This window comes from Leptospira kemamanensis (assembly GCF_004769665.1).
GTDB lineage: Bacteria > Spirochaetota > Leptospiria > Leptospirales > Leptospiraceae > Leptospira_A > Leptospira_A kemamanensis.
This window is the reverse complement of sequence record NZ_RQGG01000050.1, coordinates 68,592-86,840: the sequence shown is the minus strand read 5'-3', so window position 1 is coordinate 86,840 and position 18,249 is coordinate 68,592. Positions and strand designations below refer to the sequence as shown.

The 18,249-nt window shown below is 36.3% G+C and carries 9 protein-coding genes; all 9 read right to left on the bottom strand.

The annotated features are described in order from the left end of the window. Positions 1-23: 23 nt before the first annotated feature. The gene (locus EHQ59_RS16635) at positions 24-671 is read right to left on the bottom strand and encodes a hypothetical protein (protein WP_135620976.1); all 648 of its coding nucleotides are present in this window, start codon (positions 669-671) and stop codon (positions 24-26) included. Further along, positions 661-6,540 carry a TIGR04388 family protein gene (locus EHQ59_RS16630; protein ID WP_135620974.1) on the bottom strand — a complete coding sequence of 1,960 codons (5,880 nt, stop codon included), beginning with the start codon at positions 6,538-6,540 and terminating at the stop codon, positions 661-663. The genes EHQ59_RS16635 and EHQ59_RS16630 overlap by 11 nt, the downstream gene beginning before the upstream one ends. Positions 6,541-6,569: 29 nt before the next feature. After that, on the bottom strand, positions 6,570-9,248 hold the full coding sequence (locus EHQ59_RS16625) for a hypothetical protein (protein WP_135620973.1): 2,679 nt from the start codon (positions 9,246-9,248) through the stop codon (positions 6,570-6,572). Beyond that, the gene (locus EHQ59_RS16620; RefSeq protein ID WP_135620971.1) at positions 9,249-12,227 is read right to left on the bottom strand and encodes an efflux RND transporter permease subunit; all 2,979 of its coding nucleotides are present in this window, start codon (positions 12,225-12,227) and stop codon (positions 9,249-9,251) included. Then, complete coding sequence (locus tag EHQ59_RS16615) at positions 12,224-13,699, bottom strand: efflux RND transporter periplasmic adaptor subunit (protein WP_244245595.1); 1,476 nt, start codon at positions 13,697-13,699, stop codon at positions 12,224-12,226. Before EHQ59_RS16615 ends, EHQ59_RS16620 begins: the two co-directional genes overlap by 4 nt. Positions 13,700-14,234: 535 nt before the next feature. Next, positions 14,235-14,750, bottom strand: a complete 516-nt coding sequence (locus EHQ59_RS16610; protein WP_135620969.1) for a hypothetical protein — start codon at positions 14,748-14,750, stop codon at positions 14,235-14,237. Further along, positions 14,747-15,274, bottom strand: coding sequence for a hypothetical protein (locus EHQ59_RS16605; RefSeq protein ID WP_135620968.1), 528 nt, complete (start codon positions 15,272-15,274; stop codon positions 14,747-14,749). The genes EHQ59_RS16610 and EHQ59_RS16605 overlap by 4 nt, the downstream gene beginning before the upstream one ends. Next, complete coding sequence (locus EHQ59_RS16600) at positions 15,271-16,641, bottom strand: Ig-like protein (RefSeq protein WP_135620966.1); 1,371 nt, start codon at positions 16,639-16,641, stop codon at positions 15,271-15,273. Before EHQ59_RS16600 ends, EHQ59_RS16605 begins: the two co-directional genes overlap by 4 nt. Beyond that, positions 16,628-18,181: a TolC family protein gene (locus tag EHQ59_RS16595; RefSeq protein WP_135620964.1), complete on the bottom strand. Its 1,554-nt coding sequence runs from the start codon at positions 18,179-18,181 to the stop codon at positions 16,628-16,630. The genes EHQ59_RS16600 and EHQ59_RS16595 overlap by 14 nt, the downstream gene beginning before the upstream one ends. Between the last annotated feature and the right edge of the window lie 68 nt (positions 18,182-18,249).

Sequence of the window (18,249 nt, the reverse complement as noted above, 5' to 3'; positions counted from 1 at the left end):
AAAGTTAGGTGAGAATATTTGAGTTAAGGGGAAGGACGCGGAGGGACAGGTGTTGATATGAAAAAGTGGAATATTTGTGATGGCACCGGTTTTTGTTGAATGAAAGTAATTATTTTATACTTTTCCTTGTTGTTGATTTTATCTTCATCAACGTAATCATGATTACCGAATTCGATTATTCGCAAAGCTCCTTGATCATTAAAATTGGTAGTCAAGGCACAATCCAAATATAAGATTGGTATTTTAAAGTTATCGCAAGCATCACTTGTGCAAGACTGTTCATAATACCATTGATTCTGATGATGATAGATTTTTCCAGAACCAGCTAAATGCCGCTCATGAGGAAGTTTATCTGGACCGCCTTCAAAAATTTTCAAATTCCCTTTCGAATCAATATGGTAGAATAATGTCTGCTTATCTTCCCCCATCCAAATTTTATTAAAAAAAATCTTATCTAGTTTTGATTTTTTTAAATTTTCCAAAGTTTCATAACAACTCAATTCTTCCTTTTTTCGCAAACAGGATTGATTCTTTTCGGGATTTGGAACACAGCCCCTTTCCAAGATAATTCTAAATGGATCCTCTTCTTCAGCTTGTGGTAAAATTACACCTTTCTCTTTACAATAAGTAAATGTATTTAAAACAATTAACAAAAGGATACTATGTTTCAATTGCATTTTTCCTTGTCTGTGGAGTTAATTCATAATATTCAGAACGTAACAAGTAATTTGCATTATTTTCAGGAAACTTTATCAATTTCATTTTTCCTTTTATTTCCTTATCAGTAAAATTTTCTTTTTTAAATTTTTTGAGAATACTCTCCTTTAATTGATCATTAGTATTCATAGTAATCCATCGATTTTGCACCCCTGATCCGCCTGCTGATTCCGAAATCAAATATTCATTCACTCCTAATTCGGGATTAAACTTTTTACCGATCACAATGTAAATATGATCAGATTTCATTGTTTTTTTTGTAGCACCATCAGGAGCCTCCATCTTTCTTGTGATACCGATTGTTCCTATTTTTAATTCAGGAATCACTCCCTTTGCCTTATGAGCTTTCAAATCATCTTCTGTCGTAAGTCTTTCTGATACCAAATTGGAAAATCCTCCTGCTTGTCGGAAATATTCCACTCCATTGTAATGAACAGTACCTGCTTTAAACTCTACCTTCATTCGATCCATCTCTTCTGGGGTCAAAAAGACATCCGTATTCAAATTCGCAAAACTTCCTTTATCGGTTAAACCCGCAGCATACAAAACAGCACCTATATAGCGAATGCAATCAGTTTCATATGTTTGCCGAAAACCATTCTCATCTACTGTGTTTACGGCAGATACATTTTCGACTCCATCAATTATTTTATGCCTTGCATAATTTATTTTATCCTTTAGGTTTTCGCCTAAAAGTTTGGCTACGTTTGCGGAGTGTAAGGCGACAAGCTCGTCCTTGGAAAGGTCCACATCCTTCGTAGCGGCACAAACTTCATCACCTAATCTTTGAAAGTATGCCTCTTTTGTTTCCTTTTTAGGATCAAATTCGAGCTTTACATTCGCAAGTGCATTCTCAGACGACAAATAATTGACAGCCTCATTTCCAATCGGTTGGATGGCTCGGGATTCTCGTAATCGTTTGTATTCGTTTAGGGACTTTTCCACTGACTTGGACATCGGAACATCTTTCCCACCCCGTTTTGCTTTGATTGTTGCTTCAATTTCTGAGGTATCCACCCCAGCTTGTTTCAATTCGTATAGTTTTTTCTCTGTATCAAGTCTTGAGTCCTTTTGATAATCATCAATGATACTTGTTTTTAATTTTGAAATCCGATCTGTTTCTAAAGATGTGTTGACCGCATTTGTTTTTCCATCAGAATTTGGAGTCTTTCTATAATCATGCGCATCTGCATACCTATTCAAAGATTCCCCGAATTGGAAAACTCCATTTTTCACAGAATCAGTAACTCGACCAAAGAAGGAACGATCCGAAGAAGCCTCCATTTGATTTGGAAATGAAACTGGATCATCAAAATACATTTGATTGGAACCAAGATCACTTCGATTCCGAAGAAAATTGATCAAACCAATTCCTCCAAATACCAAACCTCCTAACATCGATAATTGGCCAAACAACTCTGATGCAGAACCTTCCCCTTCGGATGATATGATCTTACTTTCATTCGTCTCACTGATTTCTTGTGCCATATTGATATTCTGATTGGCAAACTGATAATCATCCATTTGAAATCCATTCGCTCCTAAGGTTCCCATAGAAACACCATGTAGTTCGGAAGAGGCAGAGAACCCATCTTGGTTCCAATTTGTACTCAAACCAATCTGGGAATTTGGATCTGTATAACCAATACTCCCACTGAGTCCCGATCCTTTGAGATCATACATCATGGAGTAATTCCAATCTTTCCTTGGGCCCTCACCTTTGGGATTGTATTGAAGTCCAAGATTCCAAACATCATTCGTCTGAAAGTCTGTTGTCACTTGTAATCCTTCTGCAATCGATTTCGAAAGTTGAAGTGATGAATTTCCTTTTTCGGATACACTGAAGCTCAAGTGATTGTTATTATTTCCAATCCCAATCGTTCCACCCCATCCTTCTTTTTCGCTATACTTCACACCAATGCCAGGGACTAAACCTTTCAAGAAACCAGATTGAAATTTAGATTGTTCTCCAATCATTCCTCCTAATACTCCGTTCGCAAAACCAGCGATAGCTCCTTTGGGACCTTCATGGCTTCCGGCAATGGTCTGCACCATTGTTGAAGAAACAATTTGTCCCATCTTCATTGTCGCTGGTAAAATTCCTTGTGTGAGATAATTGGCAGCCTTTCCAATGGAAGACAAAACAGAACCTACTCCCGATAGTGCTCCACTGGCTCCCATGGTAATGACAAGTGCGACTGCATTAATTACAGTTTGGCGAGCTGCCTTTGCTTTAGCCTTTTGATTGGCTTTATCCCGTTGTAAATTTCCATAGGATATATCTATGGATTGATTCAGGAAAGATTCCTCGAGTCCTGAAATTTTAGATAACTCTTTGGCAAGTGCTTGTTTCCCGAGTTCCGTGACTAAGGTTTTGCCATCCGTATAATCCAAAAAAGTAGATTGAAACTGAGTCCCTGATGTTTGTAATCCAAATGCTTGTTCGGTATAGTTAAAATAGGATTGGCTATTCGAATTTGGATTTAAGTTTTTAGCATGAATGATTTGATTTGAATCCTTTAGAATGGCACTCAATTCACTTTCCGTGATTCCTGTAGCAACTAAAGCTGTTTTCATCATACCACCGAAAGAACCAATCGATTTGGATTGAAAATCAGAAATGAAATTTGATGATTGTTTCTTTTTTGCAATTCTTGTTTTATTTTGGTTGTATTGATCCTCTAAGAATTTAGAGACAATATCGAGAGAAATACCTGTATTTGATGCAACTTCTTGCGACATCGCAGATTTTGCCAATTGCACCTCGTTTTCTTTAATATTTGCAATTTCTTGTTTTCTTCCCGATATTTGTTGTTTGATCGAATCATACCTCTTCTCACCTGCAATCTGTTTGGTGAGTGTCATAACACCACCAACTGCTAAATTGATGGGAATGGTTCCTATACCACCCGTGGAATGATCCAAAAATTGCATTGAGTGAGAAACTGTTTTTCCAAGAATGTTATCAATCGCTCCCATAGGGTTTTGAATTGAGACAAAATTATCGCTCGCTTCTATCTTATTTGTTTTAATCCGGCCTCTCATAAATTCGATTGCCATTGTTATCTTTTGGATATCAGCTGGACTTCCCCCGGAAGCTTCTACCCAAACTTTTGCAAGTTCATTATTCACAGCAGACTCAATTTTACTTTTCATAGACGCTTTTATCCCTTGAGAACCACCACTCAAGTAAGCAATGACTATTTCTTGTAAAAATGAATCTTGATTTTCCTGTTTTTCTTTTTTGGCAAAAAACAAATCCGCATTCCTTTGGTTTTGCAATTCAATGGATTGAATGTTGGATGCAGTCGTGAGTTGGTCATTTGCCAATGATTTTGTTAAAAATTCTTGGGAGAGTTCGGTTTGTTTTCCATATAAGCTTTTCCAATCATCTTCTGACCACTCCGTAAAAAAATCTTTTCTGTCAGAAGTTTGTATTTTTCCAATCTGACTCAATTGGAAATGGCGACTCGTTTGTACTTTAGAAGCAGAATATTCTCCTTCTGTATTTTTACCACCTAACTGACCGTCGTAAATCTCTTTTCCAATGGATACTGTTTGGTTTTTTGTATCATATTGTAGTTGGTATTCTTTTTTGAGTAACCCACTACACTGGGAAGCGTTAGGATTTTCATAACAAAGTCCAAAGTTTTTTTGCTCTTCTTTCGTTATAGATTGGACATCATACTGTCCCACTAAAATTTTTTCTTCTTTAGTGAGAGATCGAGTATTAGTGATCTCTGGATTGATGGTATACACCATCTGGTTTAACAGTTTTGTTTGTTCTTTTCTCTGTAGACTTTCTAAATCATGATTCATTTGCAGAATGGTTGCATATTGATTCACTCCAGTAATCGTTTTAGAAATTTCTGTAAGGAAATTGTTTTCACCGATCAAAACCCCATTTTTCTCTTGGAATTCGGATAACTTTTCATAATCTTCCAATTTTGTGGTTTGGAATGATTCGTATGAAAATGCTTTCGGAGAGGAAGGAGAACTTATATTAGATTTCGCGTTCGTTTCAGAAGCAAACTGATTCCAAGTAGCTTGTCCTTCCACATGTTCTTTTTCTAATTGACTAAGCCATTCCTCTTTGGATGTTTCTAACCGATGAAGATTGGCGAGTAAATTTGTTTTCGCTTCATTTTGTAAGGTTTCTTTAGCATCTTTCCAACTACGAAAATCATCAGCGTATTGTTTGACTTTGGATTCCCAACTTCCAATCGCTGGAATTAAGTTATTTTGAAAATGTGAGTTTTGCGCATTTAATTGGGAATAGTTTCCAAACCAATAATTTGCAGTTTGTGAGGAAGTTTCATCATACATCTCATACAAAACCGAATAACCAATCGCACCCATTTGCCGATAAAAAGTACCCGATGGAAATACAGGTGTAGTTCTTTCCATTTTCCAAAATGCATAATAAAATTTTCCATCTAACAGGAAATTGCCATTCACATGACTGGCACTATCAAATACGATGGGAATCCCCAAAAATTGATCATTATTGATAAAATGATAAGCATCAGTGTATAAATTTGATCCAATCAAAGAACTCACCCTTCTTCCAGGCCCTAACTTACCATTGATTAGATCAACTAATCGGTTTGAGTCGGAATGATGGATCGATTGAAATATTGCTTTTAAAAATGGATCTTGAATTTTGGAAAAACTTCCAATGTTACCTTCGGCTTCGATGGTCCAATTTTCAAACTTTTGATCAGAGGAGAGTGCATGGTAAATTTGAGTTCGAAGTATCCAATCCGCAAGTCCCAAATCAAAATTTGATTTAGTTTGGTCCAAATTGACATTGAGTCCCGTTTGATATGTATAGATTCGATTTTGGTAATACGATTGTTCCAGGAAGGCATCGTTTGTCTCATTTGCCAAAAAATTTTGCATTTTGTCAGAGATGATACTGAGAAAGGAATCTGGATTATCCTTAGAAGAAATGAGTTCATCAGTTAATTCATTGATTAATTTCGATAAAACCTTTCCTGCTTCGTTGAAACTTCCATCAAAATTACGGTATTGGCATCCAGTTTCATACTCACAAGAAGTTTCCAAACCTTCCCTTAATTGCAAAACCATTTGGGAAACAACTCCCTTTACCGTTTCTTTGTATTCACTGATTGCAGATAAATTTGTTTGGAAACGATCTTCTGTTTCTTCTAATTTTAATAAATAGGCTTCATAATCTTCATGAAGCATGGCAAGTGAGTTTGAAAATGAATCAAGACCTTCTTGTTTTGATTGTTCCCATTGATATTCCCATTCGTTTGCAGATTGTAAAATCTTTTCCCTGGTTTCCAACTGTAACAATTCTTCTTTTGCATATTCTTCATAGATGGACTCCTTCCCAATTCTTTCCAAATACATTTGATCAATTTTGCCTGTTTCCAATTTTAATAAAAAGGCATCTCGATTTTCGAAATAATCACCGATCAGTTCTCTTTCCCAGGCTGTATAAAAAATAGAAATCTCTGAAAGAAGAGACCGCCTTCTTTCATCCAAATAACCTTCGTTTGAAATTATGGAATCAAAGCCTGTTTCATTCGCCAAAATAGTTTCCATTTGGAAATTAGCTTCTTGGATCCAAGAGTTAACAGATTCGGCCAACATTTCTTCTACTTTGAAATTCCAATCTTCCAAAGAAGTAGAAAAGTATTGGTAAGCATAAAATTCAGAATAATTTTCTTTTTGGTAACTTGGTATGTCCCAGGTTTCCGTAATGGATTGTGCTTCAACCACTTGATATACAGAAAAGAATGAAAAAGAAAAGATCAAAATGATCCATTGGAAACTTTTGGGAATTTTCACCATAAAGAGCCTCTTCTCTTAATGGTTGTAAATTAATACTTTGGTCTTAAAAAAATGAAAGAATGTTGCAATTGGAACGTAAGGATTCCATAAATCAGAAGCAAAGACAGAGTTGAAAATAAAAAATACCCTTGGTTCCCAGGATAGAGAAATAGAAGAAGAATACTCAAGAGAAACGAGGCATGAAAAATCACTTGGTATCTTTGTTTTTTAGAATGGCTCCAAAACAAAATCACGAGAAAGAAACTGATCCAAACAATTTGGATGTAGTTCACTTCAAAACATATGGATTGTAATTTTATTAACAAAACTAAACTATAACATTGGATGAACCAATCATAAATTCCCTTCTTACGAAACGTAATGATCCCAGACAAAAATAGAAGAGGAAGAAAAGTATAGTAAGATACTGGTTCACCGGGAGAAACCCTTTCATAAAAATGAGTTCCTGTGTTTTTCAACTGTTGGTGGATTTCCAAATCAAGTTTTGGCCAGTGGATGTTTTTACCCTTCACCATAATTTCTAAGGTAGGTTTACCATTGATTTCGTAATACCGACTCAAAAGTTTTACCGGGGAATACGTTCGCATCGAGGAATCAAAAACAGTTTGTTGAAACGGTATTTTTTTCTCCTGCTTCAAATAAGGATCAATTTCATTTACATGATTCACCTGAAATTTAACATCTAACAAGGATCCTTTCCATAAAAATTTTCCTACCAAATTTGGTTGTAAGATATAATGATCTTCTCTCACCGAAGATTGATACGATTGCCCAAGTAAAACGCGGTAATTTGGATTTGTCTGAAATTCCAATCCATCATGGGAGGGTTGAAAACACAACACTACATCTGAAACTTCTTTTCTGTATTGCAACCAAGGAATGAGTTGAAACAGATACTCTTCTAACTTTCTCGGATCTTCCGAAGTGAATCGTAATACTTGTGTGGAATCAGAAACCCTTTCTTCCATCAAATGAAAATACCCCATCTCCGTAGGCAATTCCTGAATCGGAATCTCAAATCCAACTTGCTTCGGTTGAAAATAAAATTCAGAACGATATGGTTTTGGAATTACTATGAGTAGGTCAGTCCAATTCTTTTCTATGATCAATGATTCTACTTGTTTCGTGATGCGAAATACTTCTGCTTCCGAGATATAATTCGGAAATTCTAATTTAGCAAACTGCATAAAACCATCATCTAAAGAAATAGGAAGTGGTTTTTTAGCTTCATATAACAAATAGACGGTGGAGGTAACCAATAAAAAGACAGAGAGTAAAACTTGATAAATGTTGACTTCCGTCTTTGAATTCTGAAACCAAACCTCTAAAAACTGAATCATCTTTCCATAGCCGGTTTTCTTAAAACAATTTACCTTTTTCCCAAAAAAAAGATCACTCAAATGAAACAGAACCTGAGAGAAAAAGAGAAACAAACAATACATGAACTCCAATTTCAGGACTTCTATTGGAATCCAACCAAAGAAAACAAATCCCAACGTTACTGACTGAATCCCAATTAGTTTAAAAACGGAAGGTTTTAAACGGAGACGGTAGGTAAATGGTAGATGTAATTTAAAACAAAGAACCAACACAAAATAAAAATTCCCCAAACTGATTTCCAATAGGGAAAATACATAAATGAAATATAAGATTGTGAGGTAAAATACAAACCAAAGAATTGTAAAATGAATCCACCTCTTTTGAATGAAACCCAAATAAACAAATAAAAAGAGATCTATACACAAAAGAATCACGATCAATTCTTTTGCGTTTTGCAGAAACCCTTCTCGACTGATCAATGTGATTTTCCAATTTGGATCATCTTTTAAAAAATACCGAAGTCGTAAGTCCAATAAAAAAAGTTGAAATCCTGATTTGGCAACAACCATCATGGTTGTTTTTCTCTCTCCATTCACTCGGATCGCTTTACTTGACTTAACATCTGATAGTTGAATCTGCAAAAGAGATTCTACAAACTGTGGGCTTTGTCCAAAGATAGGAATTGAAATTTGACCCCAATCCTCTATGGAGTTGGGAACTGTTTTGAAAGAAAAATTACCAGTTTCCAGTTCTCTTCCAATTCCAAAAACATCTAACCTTAATGATTGAAAAACTTCTGATACTGCAGGAAAGGTTTTGGTTTCAAAATCCAAAAGATTGGCCTCAATCAAAACTTCCTTTTCCACTCGAGATTGGAATTTGACCGACGAAACATTGGACCACTCTCTTACTTTTCGTTCGATCCATTTTTCGGAAGATACATCCGATTCTTTTGTTTTTTCTAATACGATAAAAAAGGGAGAATTTCCTTCTCTCATTAGAAAACGAGGAAAATGAACATCCTTCGGGAAACGACTTTGGTTTAATACGTATAAATTTCGAATCGTTTGCCTGAGTTCGGAACGGAGAGTTTCTTTCTCTACTTTTAATACAATCCTAAATACACCGTGATCGGAAATGAATTGGCGTTCTTTGTATCCATAAATCGATTTAAAAATCACATCCCAAGGTTTTGCAATTTCTTCTTTAATTTGTAATGCAGATTTTCCTGGCCAATGCTGCGAGATTTCCAATAACAAGGGAACATTGCCATCTAACCCATCTTCCATGGGAATCTCTTTGGAGTGGAATAGAGAAAGAATCGTTAAAAAAAGAAAACCCGCGATCCATTGGTATCGATAGGATTGAATCCAAGATCGAAGAACCATCTAATCAATGTACTTGGAAAATATATGAGGATACAAACAATAAAGAAACAATAAGGAAATCAATACTCCAATCAATATGGAGATAGCAATCGAACGCACAAATTCCATTCCATGGATGGGAAATAGAATGACAGGCAATACTCCAAACATTGTTGTTCCTGAATTCAAAAGAATCGGTTTCTCCAACCATTGTAAGATTTTTTCAATTCTCTCCGCTTTATTTTGAATCAAGGAATACTCTTTCCATTTTTCATCGAAGAGGGAAATATTATCCACCGATACACCGAGCACAATCACAATGCCGATGTAATGCCCAAAATGAATTTCTGAAGAAATTACCAAAAGGATAAAAACAACAGAAAGGAACACGAAAAAACAGATCGAAAGATGCAAAAAAGGTTTTTGAAAGGATTCATAGATAGCAACTAACAATAAATAAACAAAAAGAAACGATACTAGTAGTAGCGAAAAAAGGATTAGAAAAAAACTCATCACATCTTCTGCATACGAATGCTCAAGGAACTGGAATCCTTTTTGTTTCCATCCAAGAATCACTTCCTTCAGATGATTTTCACCAATCCATTCTAAATAATACAATCCAGAATCCCTTTTGTATTCTTCGTATGTGTTTAGGAGCTTTTGATCAAAAAATCGTTTCAGAGGGATTGTTTCTATCATCGAACTGTTATTTTCTAAGTTCTCTTTTTCTATACCTTCCTGTGGAAAAGATTTTCCCTTCCCTTTTGTGGAAAGAAATAAATCCAATTTCTCTCCAAGACCCAAGGATCCTAAAAACTTTGCATCATTTGCATATAAAATCTTACGTTGGATTTCCTCTAGATCCACGTCTTCTATTCCCACTGGGATTTTTTTTTGCGTCCAAAATTCCATCGTAATGGGCTTTGGCTCATAAGAAAATCTGCCTCTCCCATCTTTTTTATGAAATTGGAAGTTTTGGTAAAATTGCACTAGCCCTTCCCAAGTTTCATTGAGGATGGTGAAGGAATCTTCTGATTGAAACGGTAGAGACCTTGTTATCTCAGACGGGATATTCACAATCTTTCGATTCCACCTACTTTCATTTAAAAAAGAAAGGATCGTCCTAATACATTCCTCCGTTTCCTCATCTCCTAATACTTTGATTTGCAAGGGAATCGCGACATTTGAAAAATGAGGAATGGTTTCTTCTCCTTTGGGTAAAACAAGCCAATCCACATTTGTTTTGGATTTGGAACAAACGGGAGTCAGGTGATCTAATGTATCTTTTACTTCTGCTATCGAAAGATTTTGTTTTGGTACTAATTGGATCGTTTTACCGATAGGAACTGTCTCTGGATAAATCAGAAATTTGGGAAACGAAACGGAACACAAAAGAATGAGGAGAACAATAAAAAGGAAAGAAAAACGGAACACTCGTTTTCGATTCAGCTTGGATAAAATCCTAGTTCGTAATTTTTCAAAGGAGTTTAGATAAGTTGAGTCACTAGAAGGTAGAATCATTATCCTTTTGAAACTAACATAAAATAATGGAACAATGAATAGAGAGGATAATAATGAAGAAAATACCAATAAAATAATACAAAGGCCAATATTAGAAAAAAATTCTCTCCACTCATGCACATATATTAATAGAGGCAAAAACACGATAATGGTTGTGAAACTCGAAGATAAAAGAGAAGTCCAAATCGATCGTATCCCTCGAGTGAGAACTTCGGGAACGGTGAGCCGAGAGGATGTTTTCCATTCCGAATTGATGGAGTAATACGTTAAATTATTCGCATCAAATAACATTCCGATTCCCACTGAAATTCCACTAAGGCTCAGAAGATTGATGGATAAGGATAACAAATCCATCAAGTGTAAAAAAAGCACAAGTGTAAATGCGACAGACAGTGACAGAATGACTACACTATGAATGTTTTGATATAATAGATAAGAAAATAACAAAGCGAATGCGAAGCTTAGAAAAAAGAAAAACAAAAATTGTATCAGTTGGGTTTTCAATTCCCAAGACGAATTGGAAACGATCGTGACTCCCAATAATTGATCGTTTTCACTGATCAATCTTTCAATTTCACTGCTGATCCTGAGTGGATTTTGTTTGGGATCCGCAGCAATTCCTAAATAAACTGACTTTTCTCCATTCCATAAGGTAAATTGTTTCCTTACTGAATCCACTCTTGTAATTTCTGAGAATTTGCCCAATGGCAAAAACTCCCCATTCCCAAAATGAATGGGGAATTCTTGCAGTGACGTAAGGTCCGCAATTTCAGATTGGAATTTGATTTCAGTTTCCTTCTTGGTTCCTAAAAATTTTCCAAGGGATCCACTTTGCAAACCTGCTTGGACTTGAAATTCCAAATCTCTTAGTTTGATCGGGTAAAATGAAAAATAGTTTTGGTTGAGTGTAATGATTAAGTTAGATTTCTCTTCTCCAAAAACATTCACATGGATCACACCAGAGATACGTTCTATCTCTTCGATGAATCGTTTTGTGTGATATGAAAATGCAGGATTTTTGAAATTCTTATTCTTTGGGATCAGAATTTCGATCAATGGTTTTTCATACTCATTTCGTTCCAATAATTTTGGTGTTTGCACTCCGTAAGGTAAACTCTCTTTGATTTCATATAATAATTGATAAAGGCCATCTTTGAATTCCGAAACAGAAGATCCAAATTGTAAGTCAATTTGTATGGTCGACTCTCCATGAAGGGAAGAGGTTCGAATTCGTTTCACCGATTTGAGAGTAGAAAACTGGTTTGACATCGGTAAACTAACGGTTTGGTCTATGTCAAACGCGGAATGATTGGGGAACTCTGTGACCACAAAGTACCTAAGAGAAGTTAGGTCAGGCAATAGTTCCAACTTCATCTCTTTCCAACGGAACAGTAATAAAATACAAAAAAAGATCACCAAAACCAAACAGAGAAAATTTCGAGAATGATAAAATCGATACAATCGTTCCAAAAGATTCATATGGATTCAACTGTGAACGATTCCATAGGACCTAGTCCCGTGATGACTTCAGATTCAGTTTCAGAATAAGGTTTGATTTGAATGAATCTTTTTTGAATGCCATGATCAGTTTTCAATTGCAAATAGAATCCAGAATTTGCATCGCCAAACAAAGAATGAGTTGGGATCAATATCTTTTCTTTTTTATGAGAAGAGCTAATTTTCACAATTCCAAACATTCCAGGTAGTAAGGACTGGAAATTTTTGGTTAATTTTGCTTTGATCATGATCCCATGTGATTTGGGATCCAAGTATCCATTCCGTTTCTCTAATTTTCCGATAGCTACGATATTGTTTGACAAAGAAGGATGGTATTGTATTTCTTTATCCAACTGAATTTCAGGAAGTTCCGTTTCTCCTATATGAAACGTAACCGAGATCTCACTGTTTTCCATCAAACTCATTATAGGATTGTGGTTCGTCAGCTCCCCTTCCTTGGCATTTAATTTTAAAATTTTTCCAGATTTAGGTGCGTATAACTTTGCGTCAGTTCTTAATTGATCATTGGATTTGATTTGGTTTCGGATGATTTTGGTATGAGAGAGACTGAGTTCATACTCGGCTTTTTCTAAAATAGTATTTTTTTCCTTCCAGTCTCTTAAGTGTTCCACAAAAGAATCCTCTGGTGCGTTGGATTGGGTTGAGACCAATGATAACAAACTATCTCGTTCCCTGACCAGATTTTTAAATTGAGTGAGTTTCGTCTCTTCTTCTAGTTTCCATTTTTCGAATTCAGAAAGAGAAAGATAACCTTGTTTCCAAAGAATTTCTTTTTTACTTTTGAGTTCGCTTGCATATTCGTATTCTTTTTTTGCCAATTCAATCAATTCGGTTTTTTTATCAATTTCTCTTACCTTTACTTCCACTTGTTGTTTGGCATGGTTCCATTTTTCCAGAGTGATCACTTCTTGCGATTTTGCTTGGAGTAAATTGATTTGTAACTTTTCCCCTTCCAATCGAATCAATTCATCATCTAACTCCAACAGAAGTTGGCCCTTTTTCACGGTTTGGCCTTCTTCAATATGAATTTTTTGAATTCTACCGTTTTGTTTGCTTTGGATGAAAATTTCTTTGGATGGTTCCACAACTGCTGGAAATTCAAACCAAATATTCTCCTCCACCACACGTGGCAACTGGAAGGATTGATGGGGACTAAGATCCTCCGAAGTTTCTTCCATTTTACTCTCTTTTGCAAAAATGGGGAGTAACAACATCTTTGATAAGGCAGGCATTCGATAACGTATGTTTTCGGTAGCAAATCGAGAATAGACAAAAGAAACTAAGAAATACACGAGACCAACTAACAAAAGAGAACGAACTCGAAAAGTCAGGAAGTTATAAATCGATTTTAGTTTCATCCGAACGTAATCCAAAAAAGAAACAGAAAACTGATTGGCCCTAAATAACCCAAAGGAGTGAACATGGATTTCCATTTCATATCCGTTCCTAAAATGTACTCAGAATACATTCGCCCTTGGTTCTGAACAAATAATAGCAACAAAACAATCCAAAACACGAAAAGAAAGAATCCATACTGTTGCGAGGAATGGAAGAATCCCAATATTTTATTTCCCAGAAACAAAATACAAAAGAACTTAAAAAAGGATCGCAGCGAACATGTTAACAATGGCACCAATTTTCTTTTCCATTCCCATGAAAAGAAACGAGTCACGATCCCCAAAAACAAGGCAGAAAAAACCAAAAAGGAAAAGGCGACAAAGAATATCGTGAAGATTTGAAATGGATAGAGTGACCAAAAAGGATACACGGAATACGACGTGCCCATTTCTGATATCCTTTGAAGGTTCTCTTTTTGAAACTCTTCCCAGTTCCAAATACAATTCAAAGAAAAAAGTAAAACATACAAAGCGATGTAGAACCAAACCTTTGATTCCATTTGGAAAAATAACAACTTGAACTTTCTGAATAACAAGGGACTTATTTGGATTCGTTGTATGATAGATGAAATCATTTCTTAGTTTCTAACTCCTTTTGTAATACATCCAATGAGTTTCGAAATCCTTTCACTTGGGCCAAAAAAAGTTTTTTCTCTGAATGACTAATTTGGAAATTTTGTAATCGGAGGTATAAGAGCATAGCCTCTGGCGAAACGATTAATAAATCCAATAGGTGCCCTAGCTCTTCGTCTTTTTGTTTGGAATCTTGACCACCAAGTAAATATACTTTATAATAAAGTAATATCAGTTCAGGTGATCGAACTTCGGACTGTTTCCAGACATTCAAAAATTCATTCCAAGCTTTCAGATAAAACAATGTTTTGAGATACAGAATGGTTTCTTTTGGATTTAAATCACTTTGTTTGGATTTTTCCTCTAAAATAGAACGAACAACTATCAGGCGTCCAGTTAAGTATGCTTCTTTTAAAATCTGGAATTCTTTTGGATCCGGTTTCTCTTGTTGACTGCAGCTAATTGTAACACTAATCAACAGAAATAGAATCCATCGAATCATAGGAACTTTCATCGATTCGCCTTCTCCAGTGTTTTCAAAAAGGGAAAAGGTTTTTTCTCTTCCCAATACCAATCAAACCGTTCCATTTCGTTTTCTGTGATGTGAATCCAATGAAGACGAATCGGAATCGAATTTTTAGGAACTGGTTTTACAAATCGAATCAAAATGAGTTCCGAAATTCCCTTCTCTTTTGCGATGCGAATCCAATGTTTGAGTTTTGGTTCGAATGCATATGGTCTTGGAGCAAATTCGAATTCCAAACGTTCCAAATGGTCTTTCGGAATTGATGTTAGGAGATTGTGTGTATGAATATCCTCGTTTGGTATGACCTGGTATCCGATTCGTTCCAACTCTTCGCCAATTGAGAGAACAATTTCTTTTTCCATAGGAGATTGATCCGAAAAAATATGCGAAGCAGTCGGAATGAAAAGAAGTTGGTTTCCTTCGGGGATAGGATACTTTAGATAACCAACTGCTTCGCCACAGGAGAAACAGGAAACAGAGATGAGTAAGAACATACAAAAGGGAAATTTCATTTTGCCTCCATTTGAATGACAAAGGCCTGGGACATTCGTTTTCCCGAACTTGATTTGGCATCAGAGTCCAAACGAAATTCATAAAAAGGATAAAAATTAGGAGCAGAAGATGAATTTGCTAAATTAAAATCACCTCCCGTTGTCTGATTCCCAAACAAAGATCCATTACAACTTGCTTCACTTTCCGCAAACGAATAGGTCAATTGCCGACAACCATATGGTGGTTCGGTTTGGCAATGGCTCCATTCCCAAGACGACAAACGAATGTTTGCTGATGGAGGTGAGATTTTGGAAAGCCTTGTCGCTGAGATGACAGAGGTTGTATCCATATATTGGTTAAAAAAAATTCTGAAATTATCTGTGTTCACATCAGAACAAGCAGAACTAATACCGGAATTCCCAGTTCCGTCATCCCCTCCTCGAAAATGGTAATTTTCAGGACTGAGAATGGGTAATCCCGTACTCCAAAAACAGTGGTTTGAGTCCCAACGCGATGCCAAAGCGGAGCCTAACTCTTGTATATTGATCCCACAATTTTGAGAAGCCAAACCAAAACCAATCACGTTAGGTTCTGGGATCCCTTCTCCCACAAAGAAATCGAGACGTAATGGTTCACTTGTTTTCGAACCATTCAGTGCTGGCACACCAGAGGGGAGAAGGAATTGGTATCGTGTCATTGTGGAAAGGTAGGTATCAAACTGAATCAAAACCTCGTTCTCTGTTTCCCAATCCAATCGAAAGGATAAAAAGGGTTCAAAACGAAGGGCAAGTGCCAAATTGGTCCTCTCCATTGGCTCATTAAACACGAGTCTCATTTGAGGTGGCCCAGGGGTTCCGTTACATACAGACTCTGCCACCGTTTGGATCCGATTGACGAAATTGCCACCTGACAAACATTCGTTGGCGTTTCCCGTTGCTATATAAAGAGAGTTGAGTTTTGGTTCCGTGGGTTTTTCTTTTTCTAAAACTCGAAAAGGAATGGAATACACCCGATCTAAGTCCTTTCCTTTTTTGTTTTCACATTGTTTGGTGAGACGTATGACATAACCACCCGCTGGCAGTTCCTGGTTGGGTAAAAAACGAAGGGAAATATCAGTGGTTTCAAAATTCCCTTTGACTGCGGGGTCGAGTGAAAAAGCAGAAACACAAGATTGGATCTCCATTGGTTGGTTCCATAAAACAGAAATTTCTGGTTGGGAATTTATGATATGGCTACCAGAAGTTGGCGAAAACGAAACTACCTTAGGTGCCTCATCCATTGCCAAAACACTGAGCCATTCTTTGGTGTTTCCAAAATTTCGATTACAAAAATGAAATAGGGATAACAAAAGAAGGATGAAGTAAACTTTGTTTTTACCGTTTCTCATCACTTTCCTCCCATAGGGAAGGGTTTGTTTTCAATGAGTTTGGTTCCGAACTTTGTTTTTTTTCGATTGGGTGAGTAAGATTCCAATCTTGTAAGATCAAAAGAAACTCACTCCTTGATTTCTCTTGTTTCACATGGTAATAACGATTGGAAAAGGGATCTTCTCCTAAATACAAGGCCATCTCCATGGCTAATCCGAGATAAGAAAAATAGGATTCGATGGCCATCTCAAAAGGAAGAAACACTTCTTCTTCCCATTTCAAATACTCTAATTCAGATATGAGTTGGAGTCCTTTCTCCCATCTCTTCTTTTTTAATAGAACGATGGCTGATTTCGTACATTCTAAATACAAAATATACTTTTGGTAAGAATCAAACAGTTTGATTTCTGTGGACTTGGTATTGTTTTTTAAAATGAGATCGGTTTGTTCTTTTTCTAAATGGGCCTGTTCTTGATTCAGTTTGGCATCGAATCTTTTTTTCTCTCTTCCGATTTCATCAAAAAGTCCAATGGAACCACTTTGAAACGAATTTTCCCCAGGGCCGACAGGTTGTGGTCCATATCCAGGAATACGTTGGATTCCATTACCTTCCGATTGGATTCCATTTTGGGAGCTTGAAGAAACACTAGAACCTCCCAGATTCGCTTGTACACCGATACTAATCCCATAAATTTCATTTTGCAAAGGGAAACCTGCGTTCCCATTGCGACCTACATAACCACCTAACAAAAACTTGGGTTTCCAATCATTTTCTAAGGATTGTTCTTCAAGAGAAACTAACTCCAATTGCAATCGACTTTTTTTTCGTAACGGATGGTTTTCATCCAATTCGATAGTACTCGTCTTCGGTGGATGGATCTGAATCCTTTCCATCAAACCTGGTTCTAATAAAAAAGATTCTGCCGGGTCTAAAAACATGGATTGTTTCAATTCTAAATTGGCGAGTAGATGTTGTGATTTGGCTTGGATTCGTTTGGACTCAAATTCTGCTTCCCCAAACGGAACGACTGTCACTTCTTTGCTTGCAATGATTCCCGCTGCTACTTCTGTTTTACGTTTCTCCTTTTCTAATAAATACCTTTCCCTCCTGAGTTGGTAAATCAAATCGATAAACATTCGTTTGTTGGCATTCAAATAAAAATGAGAAATTGATTTAAAAACTTTTTCCCGTATGAGTTTTTTTTCTTCCGCTTGGATCAGCTGTTTGATTTCAATTTTTTGTTTTTCCCGTTCTGTTTCACCACCATCGTAAATCATTTGTTGGATTTGCAGGCGCACATCACGATATTCCTGGTCGATTTGTTCTTTGTTTCTAGAGAATATACCAAAATAATGAACTCCTAATTTGGGGAGGTATTGTTTCCACTTTTCCTTGAGTAAAATAGGGAAAAGTTCCGTTTTGGTTTTCTCCAACTTTAAATGGACATTTCGCTCCATTCCAATCCATACACAATCTTCCCAAAGCAAATGTCCTTCCGCGCGTAAGGAGATGATTCCAAAACTTACATACAGTAACAAAAACCTGAGAGATCGCCACATATCACTAGATAGGTGAAGGTTTTTTTAAATTGGTTCCAGAATGTTTATTTGTAGGGATTTTTTTGATT